General features: G+C 64.4%; 14 protein-coding genes. 8 read left to right on the top strand and 6 right to left on the bottom strand.

Annotated elements, in window-relative coordinates:
* Positions 1-48: 48 nt before the first annotated feature.
* Positions 49-921, bottom strand: a complete 873-nt coding sequence (gene dapA / locus ACT6Q8_RS03590) for a 4-hydroxy-tetrahydrodipicolinate synthase (protein ID WP_054167242.1) — start codon at positions 919-921, stop codon at positions 49-51.
* Positions 922-945: 24 nt separating this feature from the next.
* On the opposite strand from dapA, the gene ACT6Q8_RS03585 reads away from it, so the two are divergent.
* The 3 genes from ACT6Q8_RS03585 to ACT6Q8_RS03575 all read left to right on the top strand — a co-directional run bounded on the left by ACT6Q8_RS03585 (position 946) and on the right by ACT6Q8_RS03575 (position 4,620).
* Positions 946-3,057, top strand: a complete 2,112-nt coding sequence (locus ACT6Q8_RS03585) for a lytic transglycosylase domain-containing protein (RefSeq protein ID WP_054167241.1) — start codon at positions 946-948, stop codon at positions 3,055-3,057.
* 98 nt (positions 3,058-3,155) lie between these two features.
* Positions 3,156-3,377 (top strand): hypothetical protein, encoded by a 222-nt coding sequence (locus ACT6Q8_RS03580; RefSeq protein ID WP_054167240.1) that lies wholly within the window; start codon positions 3,156-3,158, stop codon positions 3,375-3,377.
* Between the two features lie 574 nt (positions 3,378-3,951).
* Entirely contained in the window at positions 3,952-4,620 is a 669-nt protein-coding gene (locus tag ACT6Q8_RS03575) for a helix-turn-helix domain-containing protein (protein WP_082372157.1), read from the top strand.
* Between the two features lie 178 nt (positions 4,621-4,798).
* Here ACT6Q8_RS03575 and ACT6Q8_RS03570 read toward each other — a convergent pair whose 3' ends face one another.
* The gene (locus ACT6Q8_RS03570; RefSeq protein ID WP_444732661.1) at positions 4,799-6,121 is read right to left on the bottom strand and encodes a tetratricopeptide repeat protein; all 1,323 of its coding nucleotides are present in this window, start codon (positions 6,119-6,121) and stop codon (positions 4,799-4,801) included.
* Positions 6,122-6,264: 143 nt separating this feature from the next.
* Between ACT6Q8_RS03570 and ACT6Q8_RS03565 the strand changes: the two genes are divergently transcribed.
* Positions 6,265-6,480, top strand: a complete 216-nt coding sequence (locus tag ACT6Q8_RS03565; protein WP_054167237.1) for a 2TM domain-containing protein — start codon at positions 6,265-6,267, stop codon at positions 6,478-6,480.
* Positions 6,481-6,495: 15 nt separating this feature from the next.
* Here the strand turns inward: ACT6Q8_RS03565 and purD are convergent, their stop codons facing one another.
* From purD to cobT, 3 genes are all read right to left on the bottom strand, one after another.
* Entirely contained in the window at positions 6,496-7,791 is a 1,296-nt protein-coding gene (purD, locus tag ACT6Q8_RS03560) for a phosphoribosylamine--glycine ligase (protein ID WP_054167236.1), read from the bottom strand.
* A gap of 93 nt (positions 7,792-7,884) precedes the next feature.
* A complete protein-coding gene (locus ACT6Q8_RS03555) occupies positions 7,885-8,976 on the bottom strand; it encodes a threonine aldolase family protein (RefSeq protein ID WP_444732660.1) in 1,092 nt (363 codons plus the stop codon).
* A 10-nt stretch (positions 8,977-8,986) separates the two neighbouring features.
* On the bottom strand, positions 8,987-10,066 hold the full coding sequence (gene cobT / locus ACT6Q8_RS03550; protein ID WP_444732659.1) for a nicotinate-nucleotide--dimethylbenzimidazole phosphoribosyltransferase: 1,080 nt from the start codon (positions 10,064-10,066) through the stop codon (positions 8,987-8,989).
* Here cobT and cobS point away from each other — a divergent pair.
* Genes cobS through ACT6Q8_RS03535 form a run of 3 tightly spaced genes read left to right on the top strand, consistent with a single transcriptional unit; the run spans position 10,055 to position 12,330 of the window.
* A complete protein-coding gene (gene cobS / locus ACT6Q8_RS03545; RefSeq protein WP_444732658.1) occupies positions 10,055-10,975 on the top strand; it encodes an adenosylcobinamide-GDP ribazoletransferase in 921 nt (306 codons plus the stop codon). The genes cobT and cobS overlap by 12 nt on opposite strands.
* Positions 10,972-11,604, top strand: a complete 633-nt coding sequence (locus tag ACT6Q8_RS03540; protein ID WP_444732657.1) for a histidine phosphatase family protein — start codon at positions 10,972-10,974, stop codon at positions 11,602-11,604. The genes cobS and ACT6Q8_RS03540 overlap by 4 nt, the downstream gene beginning before the upstream one ends.
* Before the next feature lie 51 nt (positions 11,605-11,655).
* Positions 11,656-12,330: a lipid-binding SYLF domain-containing protein gene (locus ACT6Q8_RS03535; RefSeq protein ID WP_054167231.1), complete on the top strand. Its 675-nt coding sequence runs from the start codon at positions 11,656-11,658 to the stop codon at positions 12,328-12,330.
* A gap of 4 nt (positions 12,331-12,334) precedes the next feature.
* Here the strand turns inward: ACT6Q8_RS03535 and ACT6Q8_RS03530 are convergent, their stop codons facing one another.
* Positions 12,335-13,069: a hypothetical protein gene (locus ACT6Q8_RS03530; RefSeq protein ID WP_444732656.1), complete on the bottom strand. Its 735-nt coding sequence runs from the start codon at positions 13,067-13,069 to the stop codon at positions 12,335-12,337.
* A gap of 151 nt (positions 13,070-13,220) precedes the next feature.
* On the opposite strand from ACT6Q8_RS03530, the gene ACT6Q8_RS03525 reads away from it, so the two are divergent.
* Positions 13,221-13,856: a DsbA family oxidoreductase gene (locus ACT6Q8_RS03525; RefSeq protein WP_444732655.1), complete on the top strand. Its 636-nt coding sequence runs from the start codon at positions 13,221-13,223 to the stop codon at positions 13,854-13,856.
* The last annotated feature ends 121 nt before the right edge of the window (positions 13,857-13,977 follow it).

Here is a 13,977-nt window from a genome sequence, read left to right as displayed (position 1 = left end):
CCCCCTGTTATGGGGGCACGCTTCGGCAAGTTCAATGAAATCAGCCGATCAGATCAGACCAGACTTGCGCATCGCGGCCTCGACCACCGTGCGGCCTTCCGCACTGCACGGCACCAGCGGCAGACGCACATCCGGGGTGGCCTTGCCCAGCAGGCTGGCGGCATATTTCACCGGGGCCGGGCTGGTCTCCACAAACATGGCCTGATGCAGCGGCAGCAGGATGTCGCGGATACGGGCCATTTCGACCAGATCGCCACGCTGCCACGCCTCATGCAACTGCGAGCAGAGCGCCGGCGCCACATTGGCCGTGACGGAGATGCAACCCACCCCACCCTGGGCCAGGAAGCCTGTAACAGTGGCATCCTCGCCCGAAAGCTGGCAGAAGTCGGGCCCGATTTCGACGCGGGTGCGAAGCGGGCGGGCCAGATCGGCCGTCGCGTCCTTCACACCCACGATGTTGGGCAACTTCGCCAGCCGCGCCATGGTTGCGACAGACATGTCGATGACGCTGCGGCCGGGGATGTTGTAGATGATGATGGGCAGATCGACGGCGTCATGGATGGCCTTGTAATGCTGATAAAGACCTTCCTGCGACGGCTTGTTGTAATAAGGTGTGACCACCAGGGCGGCGTCGGCACCGGCCTCCTTGGCGTGACGGGTGAGGGCAATGGCCTCTTCGGTCGAATTGGAACCGGTGCCGGCGATCACGGGCACCCGGCCCTTCGCCACCTCAACGGTCAGGGAGACGACCAGACGATGTTCCTCATGGCTGAGCGTCGGCGATTCGCCGGTCGTACCCACGGGAACCACGCCGTGGGTCCCCTGTTTGATCTGCCAGTCCACGAAGTCCTTGAACGCGACCGCATCCACCTTCCCCTCACGGAACGGCGTAATCAGTGCGACGATGGAACCCTTGAACATGGCAAGACACTCCGGTCAGAACGAATGAAGGCGCGAACCTTAAACAGCCGCAATCCCCGAAACAAGGCGGCAGGCCGTGCCCTGGCGGCGATGCTGCTCTGCCTGGGTATCGGGCTTGGCGGTGCCGGATTGGCACGGGCCGCCGGTACCACCAGTGATGTCGGCATCTATAAGCAGGCCCTGCGCGCCGCCGACCAGGGCAAAATGGACGAGGCGCAGCGCCTTGTCCGCCGCGCGCCGGACGATCTGGCCTCACAGCTGATCTTGTGGATGACCCTGACCCAGGGTGGGACCGATGCCAGTTGGGAAGCCATCACCGGCTTCATGAAGCGTCATCCCGACTGGCCCAACCAGGCCGCTCTGCGCCGCAATGCCGAGGCGAAGATGCCGTCGGACATGCCCTACGCGCAGGTCCGCGAATGGTTTGAGAAGAACCCGCCGCTGACGCTGGTGGGGCTAGGCCGTTATGCCGATGCGCTGATGGAGACGGGATCGTCGGACAGGGCCATCGAGCTGATCCGCGACCGCTATATCAATGGCAGTTTCGGCGCGCAGGAGGAGCGGGATTACCGCCAGCGCTATGTCGGGCTGCTGCGCCCCAGCGACCATGCCGCGCGCCTGGACCAGTTGATCTGGGCCGACAGGATCGACGAGGCGCGGCGCGTCATGCCGCTGGTCGATCCAGGCCGTCAGGCCGTGGCGGAAGCGCGCATCGCCATGGCGGCGCAATCGCCCGGTGTTGACGGTGCCCTGCGCCGGGTGCCGGCCAGCCTGCAGAACGATCCCGGCCTCCAGTATGACCGCACCCGCTGGCGCCGCCGCAAAGATATGGATGACGGCGCCATGGAGGTGCTGGCCTCCAAACCGGCAGAAGAACAGGCCCATGCCGCTGACTGGTGGGTGGAACGCCATATCCTGGCCCGCCGGTTGATGGAGAAAGAACAATATGCCCGCGCTTATGAACTGGTGTCCGGCCACGCCACCAGGGATGGGCTGGGTTTCGCGCAGGCGGAGTTCCTGGCCGGCTGGCTGGCCCTGCGCAAGCTGAACCAGCCCGATCAGGCGCTGAAGCATTTCGAGGCCTTGTTCCGGGGCACCAGTTCCCCCGTCAGCCGCTCCCGCGGTGCCTATTGGGCGGGCCGTGCGCTGGAGGCAATGGGCGACAAGGAACGCGCCGCCACCTGGTATGATACGGCCACCACCTATGGCGGCACCTTCTATGGCCTGTTGGCCGCCGACCATCTGGAACGCCCGCCTGGCAGTGCCCTGCCGGTGGAGCCGGAGCCGACGGACGAACAGCGCCGGGCCTTTGATAAACGCGATATGGTCCGCGTCACCCGGCTGCTGGCCCGGATTGAGGGGGCGAACAGCGACCGCACCACCCTGTTCATCCGCAAACTGTCGCTGGACGCCAAGACGGGTGAGGAATACCGGATGGTGGGTGAACTAGCCGTGGCACTTAAACGCAAGGATCTGGCCGTCACCACCTCCCGTGCGGCGTGGCAGGATGGTTTCGTGCTGCGCCATGCCGGCTTCCCGCTGCTGGACATGAAGCCGCCGGCGCGACCAGAGGCGGCCCTGATCCATGGCATCATCCGTCAGGAAAGCAATTTCGTGGCGGATGCCGTCAGCTCCGCCGGCGCACGCGGCCTGATGCAGGTGATGCCGACCACGGCAGCAGGCGTGAACCGCGCCTCTGCCCCCGCGAAACCCGCTGCCACCCCATCCAAGACGGCCAAGAATGGCAAGGACGCCAAGGCGAAGAAGCCACCGGCCAAACAGCAGCCAAAGACCAGCACCACCGCCAATCGCCTGACCGCCGACCCCCGCTATAATGTGGAGACAGGTTCCACCTATCTGGCCGACATGATCGACCGGTTCGGCGGCTCCTATGTCCTGGCCATCGCCGCCTACAATGCCGGGCCGGGGCGCGTTGCGGGCTGGGTGCGTGATTATGGCGATCCGCGCGGGGCCGGAGTCGATGTGATCGACTGGATCGAAACCATGCCGATCTATGAGACTCGGAACTACGTTCAGCGTGTTCTGGAAAATGTGCATCTGTACCGGGCCCGTTTGGGGCACCCGTCCATGCGCATGACCCTGGATCTGGAACGCGGCGCTGCCACCAACGGCTGATCACGAAGGGACTAATCCCTATTTCCGCGCGCCAAATACCGGGCGGCGGGCGATGATGGTCACAGCTTTGCCATCATTCCCGCCGTCCGGAGCCTTCAATGCCGGCCCAGCCGATTACCCAGCATATCCGCGAGGCCGCCCTGGTCCATGCCCGTCTGCTCGACCGGTTGATCACCGAGACAGAGGCGGAGATTGCAAAGGAACACGGGACTTTCGTGACCGAAAGCCTACGTGAATGGCTGGGCGTCCTGCGCAGCGAACGGCAGGTCTACGGCATGGCCGCCACACTTCTGGTCAGCAATATTGAAAATGCTGCTTGACTGCCCTGCGGAATTCCGGATTTTCGTCACGGAATTTCGTTATTTGGAGTAGGATGCGGCAAATCGGTTCAATCTCCGGATTCGCGAAGTTGGTTTATCGACAAACGGCACAGATGTGGTAGTATAATTGTCGTTCAATACCCGCAAGGGCTTCGAAGCCCCCGCCTTGGCAGTTCGCGTTGGATATATTGCGGCGATTAGTTGCTCAATTGCCAGTCCAGAACAACCGAAGGGAGGTTTATCCTGTAGGATTTGCGAGGCGTCACGGTTTTGCTGCCCCTAACTGCTCCACCAGATTCGCCTATGTATGTCACAAACATACAAGTGATGGACAGTCGGGCCGAAATCGCTGATATTACCATACCATAGCATGACGGCACTTTGGGCCGCATACTTGCGTAAGCGGTTTTTGGTCTGACCACCAACGGAAGCCTGATTGCAGTTTGTGACGTCAGGGGCGCCATGCCGCCCCGATGTCGGGAAGATGCAAAGAACAGTGATTGCCTGCCGCCACGGAACAGTTCGCGTGGCCAGGTGTTTCACAGGAACGCGGAATAGGGGGCAATAGAGTTCTATGCCGAGACGGAGCAAAAACGCAGCGGTCGCTGCCCTTGAGACAGTGATCGAGAACCATGTTGCCGGCCGTATAAGACTTCGTCGCGGCCTCTTAGGCATGAGCCAGTCCGACCTTGCAAAGGCCTTGGGCATTACTTTCCAGCAGGTTCAGAAATACGAGCGAGGATCAAATCGCGTCTCGGTTGGCAAGCTTTATCGGCTTGCTGATATTCTGGATGTTCCGCTGACATTCTTCTTCGACGGGCTGGACGTACCCGATATGCGTCGCCCGCCGGAAAGCTTCGCTGCAACCGCCGAAGGCTCCTCCCCCATCCTGTCCCGCCGCGAACTCGACCTGCTGCGCGCCTGGAAATCGGCGCCGGAAGAAGTTGCGGATGCCGTTGGTTCGCTTCTACGCGCGGTATCCCCGAACGCTGGATATGATGAAGAAGCGGCGGCGGCCGCCGCCGCAAACCGCCAATATACGGCCCCCGCCGAGACGACGAACCCGGCGCCCGCCATCGAAGCACCTCGTCGCCGTGGCCCCGTACCCGGCAGCAAGCGTCAGCCGAAAGCCACCGACGATGGCGCTGCTGCTGCCGCCGCCGCCGCTGGTGGTCGCCGCCGCCGCGGTGCAATCTGGGACCCTGCTGATATCCGCGATTATGGCGAGGGCGAAGGCGACTGAACCTTCACAGCACCGTTCAAAGGCCCCGGCGACCATGTCGCCGGGGCCTTTTTCTTGGAACTAATCCCAATAAAACCCATGATGGATACTTACAATAAAACCAGCCTGGTTTCGTTGTAAGTCGATGTAGCAAACTTCGCCGCGCTCAGGCCGTTTCCCAAACGGATACCATCATCGATCAGGGATGAAATGACATCCAGACATTGAAGCTGTCATGCAGCGCATCAATGGTGATCCCCTGCCCCCGCTTCACATCGAACGGGCGATCCGGCAGATAGAATCCTGGTTGCCAGCCACTGGCCGGGCTGTCGACAAACGGGCTGTTCTCAAATGTGACGCCATCGCCGAAATCCAGCCAGACCCACTGCGCCAGGGCCGCACAACGCCCCTCGGCATTGGCGGGCAGAATTAAACGTACCTGTTCTGACGCGGGAATCGGCCCCCCCGTAAAATCAAACGTGAACGGATCTGCGGCGACGGACAATGCCACGGGCTGCACCAGTCTTGCGTCATAACGCACAGACCGGGGATAGAGCCGGTTGAAGGCCGACAGATCGAAGCCGCTGGTCGGCCCCGTGAACAGATGCATTTCCAGTAAGGCGCCACCCGCCAAGGCGCAGCGCACCCCGCCGCGCGCCGGCAGGATGCGGGCATCGGGCTTCAACAGACGGGCACGCGCATCGGCCACCGCCGGGATGATCCGTTCGGACAGGAAGTCGCTGGCTACGATCTCCGACAAAAGCACATCTGCCGGGCGCGGCAGCACACCGCCGACCTGCAGCGCCGTGGACAGGGTGTTCACCACGGTAATCCTGTCCGACAGGCCATTGGCGGCGATCACCGCCCGCGCTGTCTCCGCGATCCAGGGCACCGCCTCGCAGGTAATCACCTGCGCGCCGGCCCGTGCCGCCATCATGGCCAGCAGGCCAGAGCCGGTGCCGATCTCCAGCACCAGATCGCCCGGCTTCACCTGCGCCTTGATCGCCGCCTCATAGGCGTCGTTGCGTGGCGCATCATTGACCATGGGCACATGCCAAAGCGGCAGCATGCGGGTGCGCAGCTTGGAGTGGAGAAGCTGTGCCTCGACAAAGTCGGGCTTAAGGGCCAGGGCCTGGCCCACCTGCTCCAACGCCTCTTCCAGCTTATCCTGCTCACGGTAGGCGGCCGCCAGATTGAAGCGGCCAACCGGGTCATCCGGCTCAATCGCCACAGATTTCTCAAAGGAAACCCTGGCCTCGTCCATGCGCCCCAGTTTCTGGTGGCACAAACCGATATTGAAGTTCAGACCCCGAAAACTCGGATCGGCTTTTCCCGCCTTCTCAAAGGCCGTCAGGGCCTCGGCCCATTTCTCCTGCGCCTTCAGGACAAGGCCCAGATTCCAGGAAACCGGCGCCATGCCGGGGCGCAGCTTGTCGATCTGCCGGTACAGTTTCTCGGCCTCTGCCCAGCTTCCATCATTCTGGCGGGAGACGGCCTGGGCAAAGATGCGGTTGAGGTCCATGGCGGCTGCTTTTGGATCAAGGGGATATGCGCGATTGTGGCCCAGGGGAAGCCAGCCGATCAACCATGATCGGCACTGGCATCCCACGGCATTGGCGTTATTCTGCGCGGCAATCCAATTACCCGTAACGGAAAGCCCCAGAGATGCCCCTTCCCGACACGCATCCTACCGTCAAGAAGCGGCGCAGCCAGTTGCTGAACCACCTGCTGGCCTATTTTTTCTTCGCCGTCATCATCGTGCCGCTGAATTTCTTCATCACGCCGGACAGGGTCTGGTTCTTCTGGCCGCTGGTCGGCTGGATGGGGCCGCTGGCCCTGCACACCGCCTATGCCATGGGCATGTTCGACCGGAAGGGATAACCCCCTTCCCCAGCGTTACAGCCCCCGCGCCATGGCGCGCCAGGCGATGTCGCGGCGGCAGAAACCTTGCTTCCAGTCGATGCGATCCACGGCCTCATAGGCCTTGGCGCGGGCATCGGCTACGCGCGGCGCAATGGCGGTGATGCCCAGGACACGACCGCCATTGGCCAGGATGGCGCCATCGGCCCCTTCCTTGGTGCCGGCATGGAAAATCTCCACACCATCCACCTGTCCCGCCGCTGGCAGATTGCCGATGCGGGTGCCTTTCAGATAGTCGCCCGGATACCCCTCGGCGGCCATGACGACGCAGAGGGCCGCCTCGTCGTGCCATTCCGGCACCTGGCCCGACACGTCGCCCTTGGCCGCCGACAGCAGCAGCGGCACCAGATCGGATTTCAGGCGGCGCATCAGCACCTGGCATTCCGGGTCACCGAAGCGGACATTATATTCCAGCAGCTTAGGCACCGGCTGCCCATCCGGCCCATTCACCACCATGATGCCGGCGAACAGCACGCCAATGAAGGGCTTACCCTCTGCCGCCATGCCCCGCACGGTCGGCAGGATCATCTCTTCCATAATCCGCGCCTCGATGGCCGGCGTCAGGACGGGGGCCGGGCTATAGGTGCCCATTCCACCGGTATTGGGGCCCTGGTCGCCGTCATAGGCGCGCTTATGATCCTGCGCACCAGCCAGGGCCACGGCATTGGTGCCGTCACAGATGGCGAAGAAGCTGGCCTCCTCCCCATCCAGGAATTCCTCGATCACCAGTTCGGCCCCGGCATCGCCAAAGCGGCGACCGACCATGGCCTCCTCAATGGCCGCATAGGCTTCATCCACGCTCTGGCAGATGGTGACACCCTTGCCGGCAGCCAGACCGTCGGTCTTCACCACGATGGGGGCGCCGTGCCGGGCCACGAATTCCTTGGCGGCCCCCATGTCGGTGAAGCGGCCATAGGCGGCAGTGGGAACGCCAAAGCGGGCCACAGCATCCTTCATGAAGCCCTTGGAGCCTTCCAGGGCGGCGGCGTCCTGCGACGGGCCGAAGGTGGGGATACCGGCGGCGCGCAGCGCGTCGGCCAGGCCTAAGACCAGCGGCTCCTCCGGCCCGACAACGGCGAAGTCGATGCCTTCGGCGGTGGCAAAGGCGGTGATGCCGGTCACGTCATTGGCCGACAGCGGCACCAGCGTCGCCACATCCTTGATCCCGGCATTGCCGGGGGCACAGTAGAGGGCGTCACACAGGGGGGAGCGCTTGATGGCCCAGCACAGCGCATGTTCGCGACCACCGGAACCCACGACCAGAATCTTCATGGCTCTATCCCCCTGCTGCTGCCGTTTGGCGGCGGTTGCTTAGCATGGGTTGGGGGACGGGTCACCCAGCGGTGTGGGATGGCGCCAATGCGTTCAACCGCGTGCGACGGTCAGCAGCCGGGCGAAGCGGTCGGCAAGGGCGGCCGGGTCGTGCGCCATCGTCGCGTCGCCCACCACCATCTCTGTGCAGCAATGACCCCGTACCGGCAGGGGGATGACACGGCCAAAGCACCAGATGCCTTCCTCCCGCGCCATACGCTCCAGCGCCGCGGCCAGGGACGAAGCCGCCACCGGCCAGACCAGCCGGAAAGAATTGCACATCACCCGGTCGGCGGCCCAAGGGGCATCGCAGGTGGACAGCGCCTCGGCCAGGGCAACGGCATGGGCATGATAATCGCCCATACGCGGCAGGAAATGACGCAACCCGTACAGCCCACCCAGCACATAAGGGAACGCCGTATAAAGATTGCCGCCCATGCGCGACCGCCAGGGTTTCAGCGTGTCCAGAAACGCCGCCTCCCCCGCGATCAGGGCGCCACCCGGCGCGCCCAATCCCTTATACAGGCTGACATAGACGCTGTCGGCCAGGGCCGCGATCTCCGCTAGTGACCGTCCATAAAAGGGCTGCGTTTCCCACAGGCGCGCCCCATCCAGGTGCAACGCGATCCCCTGCTCCCGGCACCAGGCGGATATGGCAACCAGCTCGTCCCAGGACGGCGCCCGGAAGCCGGCATTGCGCAGCGGCAGTTCCACCACCACGGCAGCCAGCGGTTCCTTTACCCCCTGAAGGTCGGCCAGCGTGAAGGGCGCGTCATCCGGCCCGATCCGCACCAGCCGTAGATCGGACAGCCGCTCCACCGCGTCCGACTCGTCCACTGCAATATGGCTCCTGGGATGAACGGCGACCAGCCGCCGGCCCGTGCGTTCGCGATGCGCGAACAGCACCGCCTGCTGTCCCACCACCGCCTTGTGAAAGAACAGGGCGGACGGCTTGCCCAGCAATTCCGCCACCTGGCCCTGCAACAGGTCGATGCCGGGGCCGGCATTGTACTCATCGCCCGCCAGTTCCACCTCCGGCATGGCCAGCATCCGTTCCATCCACACACGCGGCGTGATCGGGCCATGCCCATGCAGAAAGGTCTGGCAACTGGCACGCAAGGCGCGGTCGATGATGATGGAGGTCATGGCTTGATCCTTAATGCACCGAACCCGCCGGCTTGTCCCCCTTGCCGCTGACTCCGGCCTCGGCAAACGTCGCCATGTTCAGGTGGCAGGCAAGGGCAGAGCGCAGGACGGGAATGGTCAGCGCCGCACCCGATGCCTCACCCAGCCGCATGTCGAATTCGAACAGCGGGCGCTTGTTGATGGCGGCCAGCAGGCGGGCATGGCCCGGCTCTGCGCTGCGATGGGCCACAATGCAATGGTCCAGCGCCTTGGGATCGGCCTTGTACAGGACGGCGGCGGCAGCAGTACAGGCGAAACCGTCCAGAACCACCGGTACACGGGCCAGACGGCAGGCGATGATGGCGCCCATGATGGCGGCCAGTTCCTGCCCGCCCAGGCAGCGCAGCGCCTCGAACGGATCGGTTAGGGCCGACGGGTTGGCGGCCAACCCGGCCTCCACCGCCGCGATCTTGCGCTTGATGCCTTCACTGTCCACGCCGGTGCCGGGGCCAACCCAGTCCGACGCGGCCCCACCGAACAGGGCGGCGCACAATGCGGATGCCGACGTTGTGTTGCCGATGCCCATTTCGCCCAGGCACAGCAGGTGCAAACCCGGTTCGATGGCCATCATGCCATAGGCGGCGGCGCGGGCGCAGATTTCCTCGCTCATCGCCGGGCCAGCCGTGAAGTCCGCCGTCGGATGGTCCAGGTCCATCTCATGCACGCGCAGGTCGGCATCGTGCAGTTCGGCCAGCTGGTTGATGGCGGCATGGCCATTGATGAAGGCCTGCACCATCTGCCCCGTCACGGCGGGCGGATAGGCCGAAACGCCGCGCTGTGCCACGCCATGGGCGCCGGCGAAGATCACGATGCGCGGGTGGGTCAGTTCCGGCGGCGCCTTGCCCTGCCAGGTGGCCAGCCACTGCACCAGCTCCTCCAGCCGGCCCAGCGCGCCGGGCGGCTTCAGCAGGCTCTGTTCACGCTGCATCGCCGCCGTCGCCGCCTCCAGGTCGGGCCCCGGCAGGTCGGCCAGCACGCGGCGGATTTCCTCCAGGCTGGGCAGGCCTTCATCATCGTGGTGGTGATGGGAATGGTCGTGATGGCCGGACATGGGACGTTCCTGAAGCGATTGTATCATGGTTACCGTCTGGCCCCCTGCGCGGGTGCCGGAACGGTGCTGGCGGTGAAAGCCACACTGGCCTATACCGATGTCATGAGCGATGCAACAAAGCAGCACAGGCCCCAACCGCTCGCGGAATTCATGGCGGCCACCATCTTCCTGACCCGCCTGCCTCTGCGCTGGAAGGGCGACTGGCCGGACGACCTGAACCGCCGTGCCCTTTCCTGGTTCCCCATCGTGGGATGCCTGATCGGTGTGGCGGGCGGCATGCTGTATTGGGCGCTGAATTTCGCGGGTCTGGCACCGCTACTGGCGGCCATCGTCACCGTTGCCGCCCTGACCTGGCTCACCGGCGCCCTGCATGAGGATGGGCTGGCCGATGTCGCCGATGGATTCGGCGGCGGGCGGGACAAGGAAGCCAAACTGTCCATCATGAAGGACAGCCGCGTTGGCACCTATGGTTCCATGGCCCTGATCCTGGTGGTGCTGGCCCGTGTCGGCGTGATGGCAACCCTGGCCGACCCGCGTACGGTGGCGCTGGCCTTGATCGGCGCGCACGCCTTCTCACGCGGGCTGCTGCCGCTGGTGAAGCTGGCCCTGCCCGATGCGCGCCTGAAAGGTGTGTCGGCGGACCAGGGACGGCCCGACAGCGCCCGCGCCCTGGTCGCCCTGCTGATCGGCTTCACGCTCGCCGCAACCGCGCTGAACAAGCTGCATTTGGCGTCCGGCATGATCAGCCTGTCAGTCATGGCCATATCCGCTGGCGCCGTCTGGGGTGTCGCGCGGCTGTCGAAAAGGCAGATCGGCGGCGTCACGGGTGATGTGCTGGGTGCCGGGCAGCAAATGGCCGAAATCGGCTTCCTTCTGGCCCTGGCCGCCGTCATTCCGGCTTCGACATGAGTGTTGATGGCGCTGTCACCCGCTGGTGGTGGGTGCGCCATGCGCCCCTGTCCCTGCCGCCGGGCACCATTGCCGGACAGATGGATGCGGATGCCGATCTTTCCGATACCGGAATGATTGAGGGTGCGCGGTCCTGGTTGCCCGACAACGCCATCTGTCTGACCACACCCCTATCGCGCAGCGGGCGGTCGGCGGCGGCGTTGGCACCCGATCAACCCACTCTTTGCGTGCCCGACCTCACCGAACAGGATTTCGGATCATGGCACGGTCGCACCCATGCCGAAATCTGGGACAGCGAGCGTGAGATGGCGGAGCGCTTCTGGCAGGACCCTGCCGGCAACGCCCCGCCGGGCGGTGAGAGCTTCGCGGACCTGTGCCGACGGGTATCGGCGGCGGTGATGCGGGAGACGCAGACCCATCGCGGACGCGACATCGTGATGGTCGGCCATGCCGGCCCCATCCGCGCCGCCCTGGCGCTGGCGCTGGGCCTGTCACCGGCGGGGGTGCTGTCAGTGGCGGTTGATCATTGGCACCTGTTCCGGATGGACCATCTGGCCCTGGGCGATGGCGACGGGCAATGGCGCCTTATCGGTGCCAATATTCCGCCATGTCGGGGCCGCTTGCTTTGATTAGGCATTGCGGGCATTGAGATCATGTTCGCGAGATAAGGGAGCGGAGAAATGAAGCGTTTCGTGATGGCCCTGTTCGGCCTGACCCTGGCGGTGTCCGCCCTGGTGCGCCCGGCCCAGGCCCTGACGGAACCCGAATTGATGGTGGAACGGGCGCGTGTCACGGCACTGACCCTGCTGACCGATCCGCAATACAAGGATCTGAAGACCCTGGTAGGCAGAGCGCGCGCCGTCCTGATTCTGCCCAATGTCATCCAGGCCGGCTTCTTTGTAGGCGGCGGCGGCGGCACCGGCGTGATGGTGGCGCGCGGCGATGATGGGGCGTGGAGCGGACCCGCCTTCTACACCCTGGCAGAGGCCAGCTTCGGTCTGCAATTCGGCGGGCAGGCGTCGGAAATGATGATGGTGATCATGACCCAGAAGGGTCTGGATGCCGTGATCGACCGCAAGGTGAAGCTGGGGGCCGACGCCAATGTCGCCATCGGCGAACTGGGCACCGGCGTCGGCGCCTCCTATGGCGTCGGCCTGTCGGCGGATATCTATGTCTATGCCAAGACCAGCGGCCTGTTCGGTGGCATGGCGGTCGAAGGCTCTGTCATCGCCCCGCGCAATGAATTCAATGACAAGTTCTACGGCCAGAAGACCGAACCCCGCGCCATCCTGGTGGACCGGCATTTCTACCGGCCCGAGGCGCAGGCCCTGGCCACGGCGCTGAGCGCGCAGTAAAAACCTAAGCCACCGCCGCCCGCGCCACCATTGTGCGGGCGGCGACCATGGCCTCCACGTCCGACCGGCGCAGCAGCGGATAGCGGGTGCGGATCAGGCGGGTCAGTTCGGCCATGTCCCAGTCGGGCAGCGCCTGCGGATCGAAATGCAGGCCCAGATACTCATCCGCTGGCAACGCACCTTCCATGGCCAGGAAGCGGATGCGCCGCACCTGTTCGGCGGCGGGCGTGCCATCATCCCCCTCCAGCGCCGGCAGACAGCGCCGCTCCAGTTCCAGCAGGGTTTCACGCCGCCGGTCCCCCTGCCACTGGCGCAGCAGCGACAGGATGCCGGCCAGCGCCGACATATCCTTCAGCCCTGCACATTGCCGGACCAGCAGGTCCAGCAGGTTGGCGGCCCGGATCAGGCCTTCATCCAGATCGAAGATCACCGGCGAATGGCGGCGCGCATCCAGTTCCTGACAAACCAGGGGATGCACCGCCGACCGGTCGGCCAGATTAAACCAGACCTGTTCCAGCCAGGCGAGCGTGCGTTCCAGGCGCATATCGCCGCGCGGCGCGCGGATCACCTGCCCGATCAGCACTTGATCATCCAGCAATTCATCCGCCGCCGGCACCTCATGCGACAGGAAACCTGCCAGCACGGGGTCCAGATCATGGGTCAGGTTGACGGCAAGCAGCAGCGTGGCGTGGCCGACAAAGGCGGATGCCAATTGCGGTGCGGTCAGTATTTTTGTCATCCTGGGTCCCCACCCACCGGACCGTCACAAATTTTTAACAGCATGGACCCGTGCGGTTGACGGCGCAACGACTCTTGCGCGGTGCCGCCCCCTCGCCCGCCCCTTCATTTCGGGTTATGGTAATGGTGTGACAGGGGGAATCGGGGCGGACATGCTGATCGAGATTTATTCGGACCTGATCTGTCCCTGGTGTTTCCTGGGCAAGGTGCGGCTGGACCGGGCGCTGGCCGAACGGCCGGGCGTGCGCGTTGACCTGCGCTGGATGCCGTTTCAGCTGAACCCCGACCTGCCGGCGGAAGGCATGGACCGCAACCTCTATTTCACGGTGAAATTCGGCGGTCCGGAACGGGTGCGGCAGATGCATGCCGTTGTGGAACAGGCAGCGGCCAGGGAAGGTCTGATGCTGCGCCAGGACCTGATCCGCCGTATCCCCAGCACATTGCAGGCCCACCGCCTGATCCGCTTTGCCGAACGCTGGGCCAAGGCGACACCGGTCGCCATGGCCCTGTTCGCGGCACATTTTCAGCGCGGGCTGGATATCGGCGATCTGGAGACGTTGGTCGCCATCGCTGTGGAACAGGGGTTGGACGCCGACGAGACGCGCGATTATCTGGACGGCGAGGCCGACCGCGCCGCCATCAAGGGGGCCGACACCACAGCCCGGCAATTGGGCGTACAGGCCGTGCCCTGTTATATTTTTGACCGCCGCTACGCGCTGGCTGGGGCACAGGAGCATACGGCCTTCCTGCCCATGCTGGATCTGGCGCGCGATGCGCTGGTGGGGTGAGCGCGCCGCCACAGACCAACACATTCCGTTACAATCCCGTTACACCCCAAGCCGTTGACTTGTCTGGTAAACCATCCCCACACTCACCCCCATTGTTTCAATGGCAACAATGGGGTGGGGC

Origin of the sequence: Niveispirillum sp. (assembly GCF_052437035.1) — a bacterium.
Classification (GTDB): Bacteria; Pseudomonadota; Alphaproteobacteria; order Azospirillales; family Azospirillaceae; genus Niveispirillum.
This window is presented reverse-complemented; position numbering and strand designations above follow the sequence as displayed.